This window comes from Oceaniserpentilla sp. 4NH20-0058 (assembly GCF_040371755.1).
In the GTDB taxonomy this organism is placed as follows: Bacteria; Pseudomonadota; Gammaproteobacteria; order Pseudomonadales; family Oceanobacteraceae; genus Bermanella.
In genome coordinates, this window is record NZ_BAABWE010000006.1 from 113,908 (window position 1) to 129,428 (window position 15,521).

Below are 15,521 nucleotides of genomic sequence, written 5' to 3' on the forward strand. Positions count from 1 at the left end.
CCTCCTTACATTCATAGCCAATGTATACGGGCGTAATAGGCAAATTTTGGATGTCATATTTTAGCCATAAAAATGCAGTGAAACTGAAACTCAAATGTCATGTAACACACCTGTCATAAACAAAACCTATTGTCTGGCCAACTAAATATATAACCAAACCCCTTTTAAGTTGGAGACACTATGAAACGCAATATTTTGGCTGGCGTAATTGCCGCCATCACGGCCTCGGGGGCATACGCAGGTGAAGCGGTCTTTTATGTAACAGACCAAGGTAAGCCAGTAGATACGCTATCCATCATTGTTGATGGAGATAAAAAATTAGTGGGTAAAAATGGTGTTGCTATTTTTGAGTTAGGCGGTGGCAAGCACCAAGTTGAATTAAGTGAATTTGGCGAATGGGCTGGCGAGTTCGAATTTGATGCTAATGCAACTCAAAATGCAGAAATCAAAGTAGATATGATTGCAGGAGAGGCTATTCCTGAGATTAATGTATATACCCCCGGCCAAGAAGAGCAAGTGGTGGTAGGGCAAGTTGCTGGTTATATCGAATCTGACGAAACCGGTGGCGGCGTTGAAGGTGCGCGCATTTCAGTTGAAGGGCAAGAAATATCCGTTAACACTAATGGTGAAGGGTATTTTGAGTTAGAACTTCCTCGTGGTGAATATGACTTACGCATTGCACACCCATCTTATGGGAACCGTGATGTAAAAGCGTTAAGAATACTGGGTAATAGCAGTACAACTTTAAACCTAAATATGAGTTTAAGTGGTGACAGTGCTATTGAGGAAGTCGTAGCTGTAGGAACTTATGTTCCAAACTCAGCAACGGCTCAGCAGCGTGATTCTAGTGCGGTATTAAGTGCTATTGGATCAGAACAAATGGCTCGTTTTGGGGATTCAAATGCGGCGTCAGCACTTAAGCGTGTGGCTGGGGTTTCGTTGATTGGAGGGCAATACGCAGTCGTGCGAGGCTTAAAAGGTCGATATATATCATCAACTTTAAATGGCTTAGGTATGCCGAGTACAGACCCAATGCGTCGTGATGTGCCGCTGGATCTATTTCCAGCTAGTGTTCTAGGTGGGATTGAGATTCAGAAAAGTTATACGCCAGATCTTCCGGGTGACACTACTGGTGGCTCAATCAGAATGAAAACAAAAGGGTTACCAGATGATGATAGTAGTAAAATATCTGTATCAGTTGGTTTTAACTCCCAAGTAACGGGTAAAGATATATTATCTTATGAAGGTAGCGGTACTGATTTTATTGGTATTGATGATGGTGCTCGTGAAGTGCCAAGCAGCATCGAATCTTCAACGAACGGTGGCACGTCGGCTAGTTCATTAAGCACTGCACAAAGAAAAGATTTATTGGGTGAGTTTGAGCATTCTTATAACACTAAGGATGTAACGGCGATGCCAAATATGGGTATTTCGTATTCATTTGGTCATGCATCAGATGATGGTTTATCCCATTATGCTGCGGTGGAATATAAAAGTAAGTGGTCGACACGTGAAAACGCAAGCATTCATGATACCTCTGGTGACTTTGATTACGAAAGAACAAAATTCAATGTGGACCTTACTGGTTATTTAGTTGCAGGTAAGCAAGGTTATGACGGTAGTGAATATTTAAGTAAAACAATATTTTTGCGTAAAACAGATGATACAACTCGTCAAACTGTGGGAATTGATTCTGAAGATGTATCGGTTGATAAAACTACTTTGCAGTGGGTAGAGCGACAGTTTATTTCACAACAGTTTAGTGGCAACGTTTTACTTAATGAAGCTCACACTTTAGATGTGCGTGCAGGATTATCTCATACAAGTCGTTATGAGCCAGATCGTCGAACGTATCAGTATCGAAACGATGTATTAGCGCCGTATTCTCTGGAAAGACGTTTTTCTGATTTATCTGAAATTAGTTTAGATGCTGGTTTGGATCATACATATGAATCCATGATGGATACTGGTGATTTATTGATTATCAAAACAGGTCTTTTGATTAGTAAAAAAGATCGTGATTTGAGCTTGTCTCGATATGCAATTGGCGGTGATGCGGGTTCTGCAGATTTAACAGCAGATTTAGACGCTGTTTTGCAAACTACTGGGAATGACTTCTTTTTAAATGTAAATACTTCTAAAACTGATGGTTATGAAGCAACTGATTCCATGCTGGCCATTTATCAGTCTTATGAATACTCATTAGGAGAAGATTGGGTGTTTTTGGCTGGTGCACGTATGGAGAGTGCTTCACAAGAATTAACGTATCCTGAAAAAGTATCGGCAAATAACTCTTTAGATAGTGATGAGATACTGCCGGTGATATCTGCAACATGGAAACCTTTAGAAGAGTGGCAATTTAGGGTGGGTGTTTCAAATACGTTAGCACGCCCAGGACTAACTGAATTATCGCAGTCTTCATCATTTGATCCTGAAACAGATGAGCAGATGTTTGGTAATCCAGATTTAGAAATTTCAAATATTACTAACTTAGATTTTAGATCTGAATATTATATTAGTGATTCAGAAAGTATTTCTTTTGCAGTATTTAACAAATCAATCGATCAACCAATCGAAAAAACATTACCTGATTCATCAGGTGGTGCTGAAGGTTATACTTATAAAAATTCAAAAACTGCTAACCTAGTAGGATTAGAATTAGATTTTCGTGTAGATCTTATTGATACAGATGATTACAGTGGATTTGTATCAGGGAATTTTGCATATGTAGATTCAGAAGTAACACTTGATGACCGTGCAGCTACGTTAGAAGGAGTTGATCGTCGTGAACTACAAGGCCAATCTGATACGTTAGCGAATATTCAATTTGGTGTAGACCATTTAGCTACTGCGCAAACCTTTACCATACTATTGAATTCTTTCAGTGATCGAATAGATAAGGTCTCTCGTGGAGCGTTAGCGAATGAGTATGAAAAAGGCCGAATGATTCTAGATGTCGTATACAAGTGGGATGTTACGGACAATTTAACAGTTAAAGGGAAAATTAATAACTTAACAAATGAAAAAGTTCAATATACTCAAAATAATAAAGTGATTGAAAGTTATGAAGAGGGAATTGATGCCAGTTTTGGTGTTGATTATATATTTTAATTTTTTCATATAGTTGCGTAAAAAAGGCTAGATAATATCTAGCCTTTTTTTTTCAATTAAAATTAATACTTAACAAAACTGTCATAAATATTCGTTAGTTTACATACACCGATTTAATCTTGGTTCAATTTTAAAGTCAGAGGACTTAATATGAAAAAGCAAAACCTTTTGGCAACGGCCATCCTAGGTGCCACTCTAGTAGGTTGTGGTAGTGATAGCGATTCTAAGGATCCAAAAGATCTTTCTTTTGCTACTTGTAATGAAGAAACTAAAATTTGTACCCTAGAAGGTACAATGACAGAAAACTACACACTAACGGCTGATTATGAATACCGTTTATCTGGTGTTTTACAAGTTGGTGAAGGTAATGAGACATTGGCTACTGCTGATGATGTTGCTGCAGCTAAAGACGCTGGTGTAACACTAACAATTGAACCTGGTGTTCACGTACGTGCTAACTCTGACGGTGTGCTGCTAGTGACTCGTGGTTCTAAATTAATGGCTGAAGGTACTGCTGCTGATCCAATTACTTTTTCTTCTAAGCAAGATGATGATTTCGATGGCCTAGGTGAGTGGGGCGGTGTTGTTGTTCAAGGTTTTGCACCACAATACGGTGCTGGTAATACAGGTATCTGTGGTACTGAAGTATGTAACGTTGAAGGCGAAGGCGGCGATTTCATTCGTATGTTCGGCGGAATTGATGCAGCAGATAACAGTGGTGTAATCAAATACGTTCGTATTGCTGAAGCAGGTAAAGTTGCAGGTCCTAACAAAGAAATTAATGGCTTAACTCTAATGGGCGTTGGTCACGGTACTGTAATTGATTATGTTCAAGTACACGGTAACCTAGATGACGGTATTGAGTGGTTTGGTGGCACTGTAAACGTGACTCACGCTGTTTTAACCAACAACGATGATGATGCGATTGATTTTGATGAAGGCTACAAAGGCAACATTCAATACGCTATTGTTGTTCAAAATCAAGATGCTGAAGCGACTCCAGTTGGCTCGAATGATCCTCGCGGTATCGAAGCTAACTCTTCAGATGAAGACTTTGTTCCACAAACAGACGCAACTTTAGCTAATATCACTGTAGTGAATGGCCCAATCGCTGATGGCGAGCCTGGTATTCGTCTGCGTGGTTCTGTAAACGTTGAGCTTGTAAACTCTGTTGTTGCTGCTGATGCACTAAACAATGGTTGTATCCGTATTGATGATTCGGATCACGACGGTGATAGCAAATTATCTGATGGTTCTAGTAATCCTAATGCCACTGATAAAATCGATACACCAATTCACCTAGTTAACGTAATTGCTTCTGGTTGTGACACTACCTTCCCTAAATCTGACCCTGAATCTCAAAGCGGTTTAGTTGAAGAAGTAGCAACTTTTGATACTGCTTGGGCTCTAACAAATACATCTGCAACTTTATCTTCTGCGCCTACTATTAATGCAGTAGATAACGGTTCTGGTTTTACTTTTGAAGCCACTACTTATATCGGTGCAGTTGAGCCGGGCACTGCAGCAGCTTCTGCTTGGTATGCAGGTTGGATTATCGAAGGTTCTTTATAGATTAGTAATCTAAATTAAATCTTCGATTCAATAAAAAACGGCGCCTTAGGGTGCCGTTTTTTATTGCGTAAATATAATAATGTTTCAAAATTATTACACTGTAATATTTAATACATAAATCTGAAAATTCTCTGCAATCTGTTTGTCATGTAACAAGCCTGTCATAAATTAAGCGTATCTTCCCACCTGTCATTGAATACTCATGTTCCCTTATAGGAACTCATTATTAACAGGAAATATTGTATGCCGTTTAACAATAAAGCGAGCTCACTGTTAGCAAGCGCATTCCTAGCTGTAGGTGTGATGAACACACAAGCAGCGGATTTAGATCAGGCAATCAACAAGGGCGTAGACCGCGTTGGTAAGGCACAAAGCTCACAGGTAAAAATTGATAAAGTTGACGACAGCATTCGTTCAACTGAAAGAGAATACCGTGGAGTTATTAAAGAAGTTGAAGGCCTAAAAGTGTATATCCAGCAACTTGATAAGCAGTTGTCTGCTCAAGATCAAGAGCTAATCAAAATTGAAGATAGTATTCGTCAGGTTACCTTAATTGAGCGTCAAATTACGCCCCTTATGTTACGTATGATTGATGCAATTGATCAATTTGTTCAAGCCGATATTCCTTTCTTAATTGATCAGCGTGCTGATCGTGTGGCTAGCTTGAAAGACTTGATGGGGCGCTCGGATGTGACTGTAGCCGAAAAATACCGCAAAGTGATGGAAGCCTATCAAACCGAAATTGATTATGGTCGTACTATTGAGTCATATCGAGGGGATGTCGCTATTGATGGTGCTGAGCGCGAAGTAGATTTTTTACGTACAGGTCGTATTTCGTTAGTGTATCAAACTTTGGATGGCCAGAAATTTGGCACATGGAATACACAAACAAAACAATTTGAAGAGCTTGATTCAGCTTACAAAAGTAAAGTTATGATGGGTATTCGTATTGCTCGAGAACAAGCGGCGCCATCATTAATAAAAGTGCCAGTAGCTGCGCCAGTGGCCACTTTAGCGGAGGCAAAATAATGAATTTTAAACAGGTATTAACGGCAACTACCGTATTGTTTTCATTAGCACTGCCAACTCAGGCAGCACAAACCAATTCATTAGATATGAATGCATTACTTAACTTGGTTAAAGAAGGTCAAGCTCGTGATGATGCTGAGTTTCAATCTCGTATGCAGCGTTTTAAAACGGCCAAGTACGATCAAGAAAACCTGTTAAATACGGCGGTAAATAAGAGAACGGAACTAGAAAGTGAAAGTGCGAAAAAAGAAAAGCAATACACATTAAACGAAGAAAGCATTTCAACGGCTCAAGAGCGCCTGAATAACCGATTAGGCTCGTTAAAAGAAATGTTTGGTGTTTTGCAGCAAGTTGCCGGAGATACCAAGGGTGTATTTGAAGGATCTGTTGTTAGTTCTCAGGTGCCTAACCGTGAAGCCTTTCTTACTGATCTTATTAAAGTAGCAGGTTCATCTTCTGAGTTACCAAGTGTGGCTAATTTAGAAACCCTTTGGTTTGAAATGCAAAGAGAGATGACATTAACAGGTGATGTTGCTCAGTATAATGCAGATGTTGTACTACCAAGCGGTGAAACAGTTAATAAATCGGTAGTGCGAATTGGCGGGTTTAATGTTGTTTCACAAGGAAACTATTTGGTTTGGGATGTAGAAGCCAAAAAACTTGTTGAACTAGAAGTTCAACCCGGCTCTCGTTATAACGGACCGGCTGCTGATTTAGAGTCTTCAAGTTCAGCGGTTAATGGTTTTTGGATTGACCCATCTCGTGGTCAGCTACTTAAAATAATGGGACAAACAGCGGGCCTTTCTGAGCGTATTCAACAAGGTGGTGTGGTTGGTTATATTATTTTGGCACTTGCCATTATTGGTGTAATGCTCAGTTTAATTCGTATGACACTATTAAGTGGTGAATCTAAACGTATTAAGCGTCAAATGGAGAGTGATGAGGCAAACGATAATAATGCATTAGGCCGTGTTATGGGTGTATATAGTGCAAATGCCCTCGCTGACACTGAGACATTGGAATTACATTTAGGGGAAGCAATCTCCAATGAAATCCCACGTTTAAGCCGTGGTATTAATTGGATTAAAATTATTTCAGTAGTTGCGCCACTATTAGGATTACTGGGTACTGTTACAGGCATGATTGATGTGTTCGAAACCATGTCATTATTTGGTACTGGTGACCCTAAACTAATGGCGGGTGGTATTTCACAGGCACTAGTGACAACGGTTTTAGGTTTGGTTGCTGCGATCCCTTGTGTGTTCTTACATACTATGACGAACAACAAGAGCCGTGAATTAATTCAAATTCTTCAAGAGCGTGCGACAGGTATTTTGGCTCGTAAAGCAGAACAAGAATACCAAGCAAAGGCGGCTTAAATCATGATGTTTTATGACGCGTACGAACAAGTATATTTATTTACAGAGCGTGGTGGCGATGTAGTTCTAGCCATTCTTGGATTAATTTTCTTGCTCTGGTTGTTTGTATTAGAGCGCGTTACTTACTTTACCTTTACTCATAAAAACGTTGTTAAAGCAGTCGTCAACGAATGGGAAGCTCGTAAAGAGCGCACCAGTTGGCAGGCTCACCAAATCCGTTTGGATTTGGTGGCTTCTGTTGATATGGCGTTAGAGACAAATACTCGAACCATTAAAATGATAGTAGGTCTTTGTCCGCTATTTGGTTTACTAGGTACAGTAACGGGCATGATAGAAGTATTTGATGTGATGGCTTTTATTGGAAATGGCAGCCCTAGAGCGATGGCTTCTGGTATATCAAAAGCTACGATTCCAACAATGGCGGGTATGGTAGGCGCATTGACAGGCCTGTTTGCACAATCGCTAATTCAGCGTTATACCAAGCGTCAAAAAGCTCACATTGAAGATAAATTAACGTTTGATCATTAAGCAAAAGCTTAATGATGTTTTGAGGAATACATTATGAGACGTGGATTTCAAAATCTGACGCCAGAAGCAGAAGAGGGTGAGATTGATATTACGCCAATGTTGGACGTAGTTTTCATTATGCTGATCTTTTTTATCGTAACGGCTTCATTTGTTAAAGAATCGGGCATCGAAGTAAATCGCCCAGACGCAAGTACATCAGCAGCGAAACCTCGTGCCAATATCTTAATTGCCATCAATGAAGGTGGTGAAGTTTGGATTAACAAACGTAAAGTAGAAGAAAGCCAAGTGCGCGCAAATATCGAACGTCTGCATGCTGAAAACCCGCAAGGTACAGTAGTGGTTCAGGCTGATGAAGAAGCTAAAACCAAAGTACTGGTTGCGGTAATGGATGCAGCACGTGCAGCAGGTATTTACGATGTGTCACTTGCCACTGAGGAGCCGTAATATGTTGAGTGCAGCTCTAAGATTTGGAATGGCAATCGCTGCTGCATTGGCTGTGACATTTTCTGTGGCTCTGATGATGCAGGGGTTAATTTCCTCAGGTGGCTCAGTACTACAGAATAATGATTTTGGCAAATTAGTAGAGTTTGTTCATATTCAGCAAGATGATGAGCTTACAACCAAAAGTCGACAAGTGAAAAAACCACCTACGCCACCAAAAGAACCGCCGAAGCCTGAGATGCCAAAGCCAGACTTTAATCGCACAAGTAATAATATGGATATAGGCGGTTTAGACATAGCAGCTGACTTAAATGTAGATGCTGGATTGGCGGGTAGCGGTGGTGACGGTGATTATTTACCAATTGTTAAAGTTGCACCTCAATACCCAAGACGCGCTGCATCTAAGGGGATTGAAGGTTATGTTGTTTTGGAATTTTCCGTGAGTAAATTAGGTACCGTAGTGGACCCTAAAGTGATAGAAGCGGATCCGCCAAACATATTTAATCGTGCAGCGATCAATGCGGCGAAAAAATTCAAATACAAACCAAAGATTGAAGACGGTGTTGCTGTTGAAGTAAAGGGAATTCGAAATATTATTCGTTTTGAGTTAGATAAAAGCAGTAAGCGTAGGTAGAGAATTATGAATCATTCAATAACCTCTGTGTTGTTACTGGCTGTCTTCCTATTTGGTGCCACGTCTATTGTACCAATTACGGTAGAAAAAGCCTTTTCAGCTGAAGAGAAAAAAGAGAAACGTCGTGTTCGCCGAGCACAAACCATGCGACCTGCCATCTTTAAAAAACTGGATGCTGTGCGTCAATTAGCAGATGAAAAGAAGTACGATGAAGCGTTAGAAAGTTTAGAGTCAATACACAAAATTCGTCGTAATTCCTATGAAACGGCTATGACTTGGAACATGGCTGCATACGTACATTTTAATCGTGAGCATTATAAGTTAGCAGTTGAAGCTTATAAAAAGGTCTTATCAACTAAAAATCTACCTGTAAGCCTTGAGCAAACTACTTTATACAGTGTTGCTAAGCTTTATCTTATTGAAGAAGATTACTCTAAAGCAATAAGCGCTTTGAATGACTGGTTTAAGGTGGTTGAAAAACCAGGACCTGAGGCGTATATCTTACGTGCGCAAATGAATTATCAATTAGATAACTTTGATGCGGCATTGCCAGATGTTAAGCAAGCTATCTCAATGGTTAAGAAGCAAGGCAAACAACCGAAAGAGAATTGGCTGCTTGTAGAGCGGGCTGTGTATTATCAAAATAAAGATTATAAGTCGATGGAGCGCACACTAAAAGATTTGGTTTCTTTATACCCTAAGGCACAATATTGGATTCAATTAGGAGCTGTATACAATGAATTGGGCTTGCCTGAGAAAGAGCTTTCCATTATTGAAACAGCTTATGATCAAGGACTTTTGAATAAAGAAACCCATGTTGTAAGTTTTGCTCAAGCTATGCTGGCTCAAGAGGTACCTTATAAAGCGGCTCAAGTTCTGATTAAAGGATTAAAAGACAAAGTAGTTGAGGAAAACGGTAAAAACTTATCGTTACTTGGTGATGCCTTGATGATCGCTAAAGAATACGATGAAGCCATTAATATTATGACTATGGCCGCTACAGCTACTCAAGCAGGTAAAGATTTTTTCAAATTGGCGCAAATACATACTCAGCGCCAAGAGTGGGATGTGGCGTTGGTAAATGTTAAAAAGGCGTTGACGGATGAATCTTTTAAAAAGGAAGACGAGGCGCTTATTTTACAGGGTTTGATTCAATTCAACTTAAATGATCTTAAAGCAGCCAAACAAACATTCAAACTAGCAAAGAGTTTTGAAAAAGTTCAAAATTCTGCTGATCAATGGCTTGGCTATATCGATGGAGAGCAAAAACGTCGTGACTATATGGCGCAAGGGAATTAAGAAGACGGAGTCATAAGTTACCAAGGAAGGTAAATTTTAAAATAGTTTATTAAATCAAAAGCACCATTTTGACTTAATATCAGGGCCGGCCACAAGCCGGCTTTTTTTATTGGTTATTAATGAAAGTGGTCATCTTTTAAATCTTTGAGTTGTTCACTCAGTAATTCTTCTTCAGCGCTTCTTCCCGGGATAGCATGCTCTTCATTTGCCCATTGACCAAGGTCAATCAAGCGACAACGGTCACTGCAAAAAGGACGAAACTCAGAGGACTCGTTCCATTCAACGTCTTTGGAACAAGTAGGGCAATTAACTTTCATGATTCAACTCACTAAATGATAAATACTGTTTATGGAGTTGAGCCACTTGCTGTTGCAAGTGCTCTAAAGATTGATCATTTACAATTACATCATCAGCGTAACTTAAGCGCGTATCACGGTCAGCTTGGCTCTGAATGATGGCTTGAACTTGTTGAGATGTATTATTGTCACGCTTACTTGTTCGCTGTATTTGAAGCTCAACGGGCACGTCAACCACTAAAATTCGATTTACAAACGCCTTTTGACTTGATTCGACTAAAAGTGGCGACACTAAAATAGTATAGGGGCTGGTGCTGGCAGCAAGTTCGGTCTTTATTTCTTCACGAATTAAAGGGTGAGTTAGATTCTCTAACCATTTCTTTTCATTAGGATCACTAAAAATAATGTTTCTTAATTTTGCACGATCAAGTGTGCCGTCATTAAGTAAAATGTCATCACCAAAATGTTTAGTGATTTCATTTAATCCCTGTGAACCGACAGCAACCACGGTACGAGCTGCAATATCTGCATCGACGATGGTTATTCCTAATTCAGAAAAAGCATTGGTGACAGCGGTTTTACCACTGCCAATTCCTCCAGTGACGCCGATAATCAACATGTTAACGAATTCCTGCAAAGCTAAAGTAGAGTTGAGTTAAAGGCTCACCCCATAACGCAGCAATGAACCCCGCAGCTGCTAAATAAGGACCAAATGGTATTGGAATGTTTTTGTCTCTACCTAATATAAGCATCATGGCAATACCCACCACTGCACCAACAGCACTAGAAAGCAAAATAACAACCGGTAAGCTCTGCCAACCTAAAAACGCGCCAATGGCTGCGAGTAACTTAAAATCACCGTACCCCATGCCTTCTTTACCAGTAATGATTTTAAATAACCAAAAGATGCTCCATAGGGAAAGGTATCCGGCAAGTGCGCCATAAACAGCACTTTCTAATGTCGTAAATGCACCATATGTATTGGCTATTAACCCAATCCAAATTAACGGCAGTGTTAAGCTGTCAGGTAACAGGTATTCATCCAGATCAATTAGTGTCAGTGCCACAATAAAATACGTAAATAGCAGCATCGCGGCTGTTTGAATGGTGGCACCAAATTGCCAAGCGACTAATAAACCTAATAGACCAGTTGTTATCTCTACAATAGGGTAGCGAATACTGATGGGTGTCTGGCAATTTGCGCATTTGCCTTTTAGCCATAAATAACTAACTACTGGAATATTTTGCCAAGGTTTAATTGAGGTTTTGCATTTTGGACATGCTGAATGTGGAACCATCAGATTAAATGGCTCAGGCTCTGTGTGTGTACTTGGTATTTCTTGAGAAAGGTTTTGGTAGTCGTCTTCAATTTGCTTTCGCATCATTATGGGTAAACGATAAGCTACGACATTTAAAAAACTACCAATGCATAAACTGACAATAAAAACGGTTATGTAAAACATAACCGTGTTGTGGATGAACATATCAAACATAACAACTTCTTTAATATTGAGCGGCCATTACATGGCATCGCCCATGGTGAATATAGGAAGGTACATTGCAATCAATAAACCACCCACTACAACCCCCAAAAAGGCCATTACTAAGGGTTCTATCATGGAAGTTAAACCATCAACAAGGTTATCTACTTCATCTTCGTAATAGGAAGCTACTTTTTCAAGCATGGCATCCAGTGCACCTGATTCTTCACCGATGGCAACCATTTGTACCACCATGTTAGGGAATACCCCACTGGCACGTATCGCGGCATTCATTTGAGTACCACTAGATACTTCATCTTGTATTCTTAAGATAGCATTACGATAAACAACGTTACCAGATGCTTCTGCAACACTTTCTAGTGCATCTACCAGAGGCACGCCTGCAGCAAAGGTAGTGGATAATACACGGCCAAAGCGGGCCACTGCACTTTTTTGCATAATCTCACCAACAATGGGGAGTTTTAGCATAAGTTTGTCTTTTTCTTCGGCAACTTTAGGGCTTCTTTTAACGGCTTCTTTTAGCGCAAAGAATGCACCGATAATAGAGCCAAATAAAACCAAGTAATTGACTTGCAGCCACTCAGATATACCTACTACAAATTGTGTGGCGGCGGGCAGTTCACTACCAAAGCCAGAGAACATACTTTCAAAGGTTGGGACAACCTTTATCAGTAGAATAGTTGTAACGACTGCGGCAATGATTAATGTTACAACCGGATATTTGAGGGCTTTAGATACTTTTTGTTTTAATGCTTCGGATTTTTCTTTATAAATAGCCACTCGATCAAGCATTTGTTCTAGGGCACCGGATTGCTCGCCGGATTCAATTAATGCACAAGTCAAATCATCAAATTGATCTGGGAATTTTTTCAAGCAAGATGCAAAATCGTTACCGGCAGAAACATCATCTTTAATGCCCAGTACCACTTTTTGCATTGCAGGGTTTTCAAGGCCGTCTGCGACAATTTCAAGTCCTTGTGTTAGGGGGACACCTGCTTTGGACATGGTGGCAAGCTGGCGTAAAAAAATTGTGATGTCGACGGTTTTGATTTTTTTCGATTTGGCGCCGCCACCGCCAATGCCGAATAGACCTTCAGATTTTCGGCGAATTTTTTTAGGCAGAATACCTTGCTTCCGTAACTGGGCTTTAACAAGTGCTGAGTTTTCACCCAGCATTTCACCTGTTATTTTTTGTCCGCGTTTATTGACGCCTTCCCACTCAAAAGTCGATGTTTTAGTTTTTGCCATATTCTTGCGCCTTAATGCTCAGAGGTGACTCGGTTCGCTTCTTCAAGGCTTGTAACCCCTTGAGCAACTTTTTTAAGCGCAGATGTCCTTAAATTAGCAAAGCCTTCTTTACGGGCCACATCTGCAATCTGTATGGCATTGCCACCTTCCATAATAATACGTGAGATAGCATCTGTGATGCGAACTACCTCATAAATACCGACTCGGCCTTTATAGCCACCGCTGCAAGCATCGCAACCTACAGGCTGATAAATCTCTGAGTTGCTGAGCATTTCGTCAGTCATACCTGCGTCTTTTAATGTATCTTCTGGTATATCTGCCTTGGTTTTACACACGCTACATAATCGACGGGCAAGACGTTGAGCAATGATTAAACTAACCGATGTGGCAATATTAAAAGCTGGCACCCCCATATTGGCTAGACGGGTAAGGGTCTCTGGAGCACTATTGGTGTGTAATGTTGACATAACCAAGTGACCAGTTTGCGCTGCTTTGATCGCAATACCTGCTGTATCTAAGTCACGAATCTCACCTACCATGACGATATCAGGGTCTTGCCGTAAAAATGAGCGTAGAGCTTCAGCAAAATCTAGCCCCACTTTCGCGTTAACGTTTACTTGGTTAATGCCCTCAAGGTTAATTTCTACAGGGTCTTCCGCGGTGGAAATATTGGTGCCTTCCACATTAAGGATATTTAAACCAGTATATAGAGATACAGTTTTACCAGACCCTGTAGGGCCTGTTACCAGTATCATTCCTTGGGGTTGAGACAGCGCATCCATATACAGTTTCTTTTGTTCTGGCTCGTAACCTAGGGCGTCAATCCCCAATTGGGCGCTGGACGGGTCCAGTATCCGCAGTACAATTTTTTCCCCCCAAAGGGTAGGGAGTGTATTAACACGAAAGTCGATGGCTTTATTCTTAGATATTTTCATCTTAATACGGCCATCTTGCGGGACGCGACGCTCGGAAATATCCATTTGCGACATGACTTTGAGTCGAGCAGCAATTTTACCGGAAAGGTTAATTGGCGGTGAGGCTACTTCATGTAATACACCATCAGTTCGATAACGCACACGATAGCGTTTTTCATAAGGTTCAAAATGTAAATCTGAAGAGCCTAGTTTGATGGCATCTAGTAGCATTTTATTTATAAAACGTACAATCGGAGCTTCATCGCCGGTGCTTTCTTCCTCTTCTTGCTTTTTAGGTTCATCGTCTTCTAAGTCAAGATCATCGCCTAAGTCATCAAATGCGGTATTACCTGCTTGGAGTTTCTCTAGAATGATATTAAGTTTGTCGTATTCAACCACAGTGGCATCAACGGTCATGCCTGTGGCAAATTTTACATCATCTAACGCCGACATGTCCGAAGGATCAGCTTGTGCAATATGTAGACGGTTGCCTCGTTTAAAAATAGGTAGGACGAGGTGTTTTTCCAGTAATTCTGAGCTTAATAAGTCTAATGCGAAGTGCTCAGGGTCCATGGCAGCAAGATCAAGATAGGGTAATCCAAACTCATCTGAGACTAAAAGCGCCACATCTTTGGACTTGCACGAGCCAGATAATACGCTGTGTAAAATGAACGATCGTTGTTCTTTATTTGCCTCGGAAATTAAATCTAAAGCTTGCTGTTCATCGATGAGGTTGCGCTCAACAAATTGGCGTGCGATGCCACTTAATTTGGACATATATAAAGCATTCTTTTTGTAATTTGCGTCTTATCATACCGCTTTTAGGTTAGATAAACAGTGCTGGAATGGGAAAATTTGAAGTTATGCTATGAAAGGTTTTTCGAGGTACAAAAAAACCCGCCGTAGCGGGTTTTTGAAGATTCGGCCTAATTAGATTTTAGGAGAATACTTTGGAGATAGTGAGCTAGCAGTATTGTTTGTAGAGAACTGAACCGCACCAGTGTTCGCGTTCAGACTTACGTCAATTACGACAGTCTCACTCCGAAGTTCAACATTTTTAGCTGTGCCTGTAAATGTAACAGTGATTCGACTACCGTTCCAGTTAACAGATGCTACGTCACCGATAGCAAATGATGCAGCTGTCCAAGCGGCGGCTGTATCAGAATAACCTTCTGCAGCCAGTTCAGCGAAGTCAGCTGGAAGGGCGGCATAGCGCGCGCCGTATTCTGCAATGGCGTTTTGTAGAGGGCGCATGGCAGAGGTTACTTCAGTAGTTGCTTCTGTACGAGTGATATAAGTTTGGTACTGAGGCACCGCAACCGATGCAAGAATACCGATGATTGCAATTACAATCATTAATTCAATTAGAGTAAAACCGTTTTGACCTTTCATAATAGACTGCTCCGCTTACTGTTTTTTTTGTCCGTTACTTATGTAACGTTTATTGTCATTATATATTTAGCAGGAGTTGTGCCAACTGAGTTGATTCGTGGTATTTATGAAAAATAAAACGAAATAAAGTCTACAGCGCCTTAATTTTGAATGTTTAATAAACTAACCTTGTGGTT

General features: G+C 40.5%; 14 protein-coding genes. 8 read left to right on the forward strand and 6 right to left on the reverse strand.

Annotation, left to right across the window (positions count from 1 at the left end; translation table 11 throughout):
* Positions 1-180 precede the first annotated feature (180 nt).
* The 8 genes from ABWV45_RS09590 (at position 181) to ABWV45_RS09625 (ending at position 9,993) form a co-directional block, all read left to right on the forward strand.
* Positions 181-3,111, forward strand: coding sequence for a TonB-dependent receptor domain-containing protein (locus tag ABWV45_RS09590; protein WP_353351052.1), 2,931 nt, complete (start codon positions 181-183; stop codon positions 3,109-3,111).
* A gap of 150 nt (positions 3,112-3,261) precedes the next feature.
* On the forward strand, positions 3,262-4,683 hold the full coding sequence (locus tag ABWV45_RS09595) for a beta-helix domain-containing protein (RefSeq protein WP_353351054.1): 1,422 nt from the start codon (positions 3,262-3,264) through the stop codon (positions 4,681-4,683).
* A 243-nt stretch (positions 4,684-4,926) separates the two neighbouring features.
* Entirely contained in the window at positions 4,927-5,712 is a 786-nt protein-coding gene (locus tag ABWV45_RS09600) for a DUF3450 domain-containing protein (RefSeq protein WP_353351056.1), read from the forward strand.
* Positions 5,712-7,091 carry a MotA/TolQ/ExbB proton channel family protein gene (locus ABWV45_RS09605; RefSeq protein WP_353351058.1) on the forward strand — a complete coding sequence of 460 codons (1,380 nt, stop codon included), beginning with the start codon at positions 5,712-5,714 and terminating at the stop codon, positions 7,089-7,091. The genes ABWV45_RS09600 and ABWV45_RS09605 overlap by 1 nt, the downstream gene beginning before the upstream one ends.
* A 3-nt stretch (positions 7,092-7,094) precedes the next feature.
* Positions 7,095-7,619, forward strand: a complete 525-nt coding sequence (locus tag ABWV45_RS09610) for a MotA/TolQ/ExbB proton channel family protein (RefSeq protein ID WP_353351060.1) — start codon at positions 7,095-7,097, stop codon at positions 7,617-7,619.
* 33 nt (positions 7,620-7,652) lie between these two features.
* Positions 7,653-8,063, forward strand: coding sequence for an ExbD/TolR family protein (locus tag ABWV45_RS09615; RefSeq protein WP_353351062.1), 411 nt, complete (start codon positions 7,653-7,655; stop codon positions 8,061-8,063).
* Between the two features lies 1 nt (position 8,064).
* A complete protein-coding gene (locus ABWV45_RS09620; protein ID WP_353351064.1) occupies positions 8,065-8,694 on the forward strand; it encodes an energy transducer TonB in 630 nt (209 codons plus the stop codon).
* Positions 8,695-8,700: 6 nt separating this feature from the next.
* Positions 8,701-9,993, forward strand: coding sequence for a tetratricopeptide repeat protein (locus ABWV45_RS09625; RefSeq protein ID WP_353351066.1), 1,293 nt, complete (start codon positions 8,701-8,703; stop codon positions 9,991-9,993).
* Between the two features lie 116 nt (positions 9,994-10,109).
* Here the strand turns inward: ABWV45_RS09625 and yacG are convergent, their stop codons facing one another.
* From yacG to ABWV45_RS09655, 6 genes are all read right to left on the reverse strand, one after another.
* Entirely contained in the window at positions 10,110-10,310 is a 201-nt protein-coding gene (yacG, locus tag ABWV45_RS09630; protein WP_353351068.1) for a DNA gyrase inhibitor YacG, read from the reverse strand.
* Positions 10,300-10,908, reverse strand: a complete 609-nt coding sequence (coaE, locus tag ABWV45_RS09635) for a dephospho-CoA kinase (RefSeq protein WP_353351070.1) — start codon at positions 10,906-10,908, stop codon at positions 10,300-10,302. Before coaE ends, yacG begins: the two co-directional genes overlap by 11 nt.
* A gap of 1 nt (position 10,909) precedes the next feature.
* Positions 10,910-11,782: a prepilin peptidase gene (locus tag ABWV45_RS09640; protein ID WP_353351072.1), complete on the reverse strand. Its 873-nt coding sequence runs from the start codon at positions 11,780-11,782 to the stop codon at positions 10,910-10,912.
* 27 nt (positions 11,783-11,809) lie between these two features.
* Positions 11,810-13,039 (reverse strand): type II secretion system F family protein, encoded by a 1,230-nt coding sequence (locus tag ABWV45_RS09645; protein WP_353351074.1) that lies wholly within the window; start codon positions 13,037-13,039, stop codon positions 11,810-11,812.
* A gap of 11 nt (positions 13,040-13,050) precedes the next feature.
* Positions 13,051-14,730 (reverse strand): type IV-A pilus assembly ATPase PilB, encoded by a 1,680-nt coding sequence (gene pilB, locus ABWV45_RS09650; RefSeq protein ID WP_353351076.1) that lies wholly within the window; start codon positions 14,728-14,730, stop codon positions 13,051-13,053.
* A 153-nt stretch (positions 14,731-14,883) separates the two neighbouring features.
* Positions 14,884-15,345 (reverse strand): pilin, encoded by a 462-nt coding sequence (locus ABWV45_RS09655; protein WP_353351078.1) that lies wholly within the window; start codon positions 15,343-15,345, stop codon positions 14,884-14,886.
* Positions 15,346-15,521: the final 176 nt, after the last annotated feature.

Coding starts and splice junctions, on each gene's coding strand:
- ABWV45_RS09600 (WP_353351056.1), top strand. CDS start 4,927: ATGCCGTTTAACAATAAAGCGAGCTCACTGTTAGCAAGCGCATTCCTA.
- ABWV45_RS09640 (WP_353351072.1), bottom strand. CDS start 11,782: ATGTTTGATATGTTCATCCACAACACGGTTATGTTTTACATAACCGTT.
- ABWV45_RS09590 (WP_353351052.1), top strand. CDS start 181: ATGAAACGCAATATTTTGGCTGGCGTAATTGCCGCCATCACGGCCTCG.
- pilB (WP_353351076.1), bottom strand. CDS start 14,730: ATGTCCAAATTAAGTGGCATCGCACGCCAATTTGTTGAGCGCAACCTC.
- ABWV45_RS09595 (WP_353351054.1), top strand. CDS start 3,262: ATGAAAAAGCAAAACCTTTTGGCAACGGCCATCCTAGGTGCCACTCTA.
- ABWV45_RS09655 (WP_353351078.1), bottom strand. CDS start 15,345: ATGAAAGGTCAAAACGGTTTTACTCTAATTGAATTAATGATTGTAATT.
- ABWV45_RS09620 (WP_353351064.1), top strand. CDS start 8,065: ATGTTGAGTGCAGCTCTAAGATTTGGAATGGCAATCGCTGCTGCATTG.
- ABWV45_RS09645 (WP_353351074.1), bottom strand. CDS start 13,039: ATGGCAAAAACTAAAACATCGACTTTTGAGTGGGAAGGCGTCAATAAA.
- ABWV45_RS09625 (WP_353351066.1), top strand. CDS start 8,701: ATGAATCATTCAATAACCTCTGTGTTGTTACTGGCTGTCTTCCTATTT.
- ABWV45_RS09610 (WP_353351060.1), top strand. CDS start 7,095: ATGATGTTTTATGACGCGTACGAACAAGTATATTTATTTACAGAGCGT.
- ABWV45_RS09605 (WP_353351058.1), top strand. CDS start 5,712: ATGAATTTTAAACAGGTATTAACGGCAACTACCGTATTGTTTTCATTA.
- ABWV45_RS09615 (WP_353351062.1), top strand. CDS start 7,653: ATGAGACGTGGATTTCAAAATCTGACGCCAGAAGCAGAAGAGGGTGAG.
- coaE (WP_353351070.1), bottom strand. CDS start 10,908: ATGTTGATTATCGGCGTCACTGGAGGAATTGGCAGTGGTAAAACCGCT.
- yacG (WP_353351068.1), bottom strand. CDS start 10,310: ATGAAAGTTAATTGCCCTACTTGTTCCAAAGACGTTGAATGGAACGAG.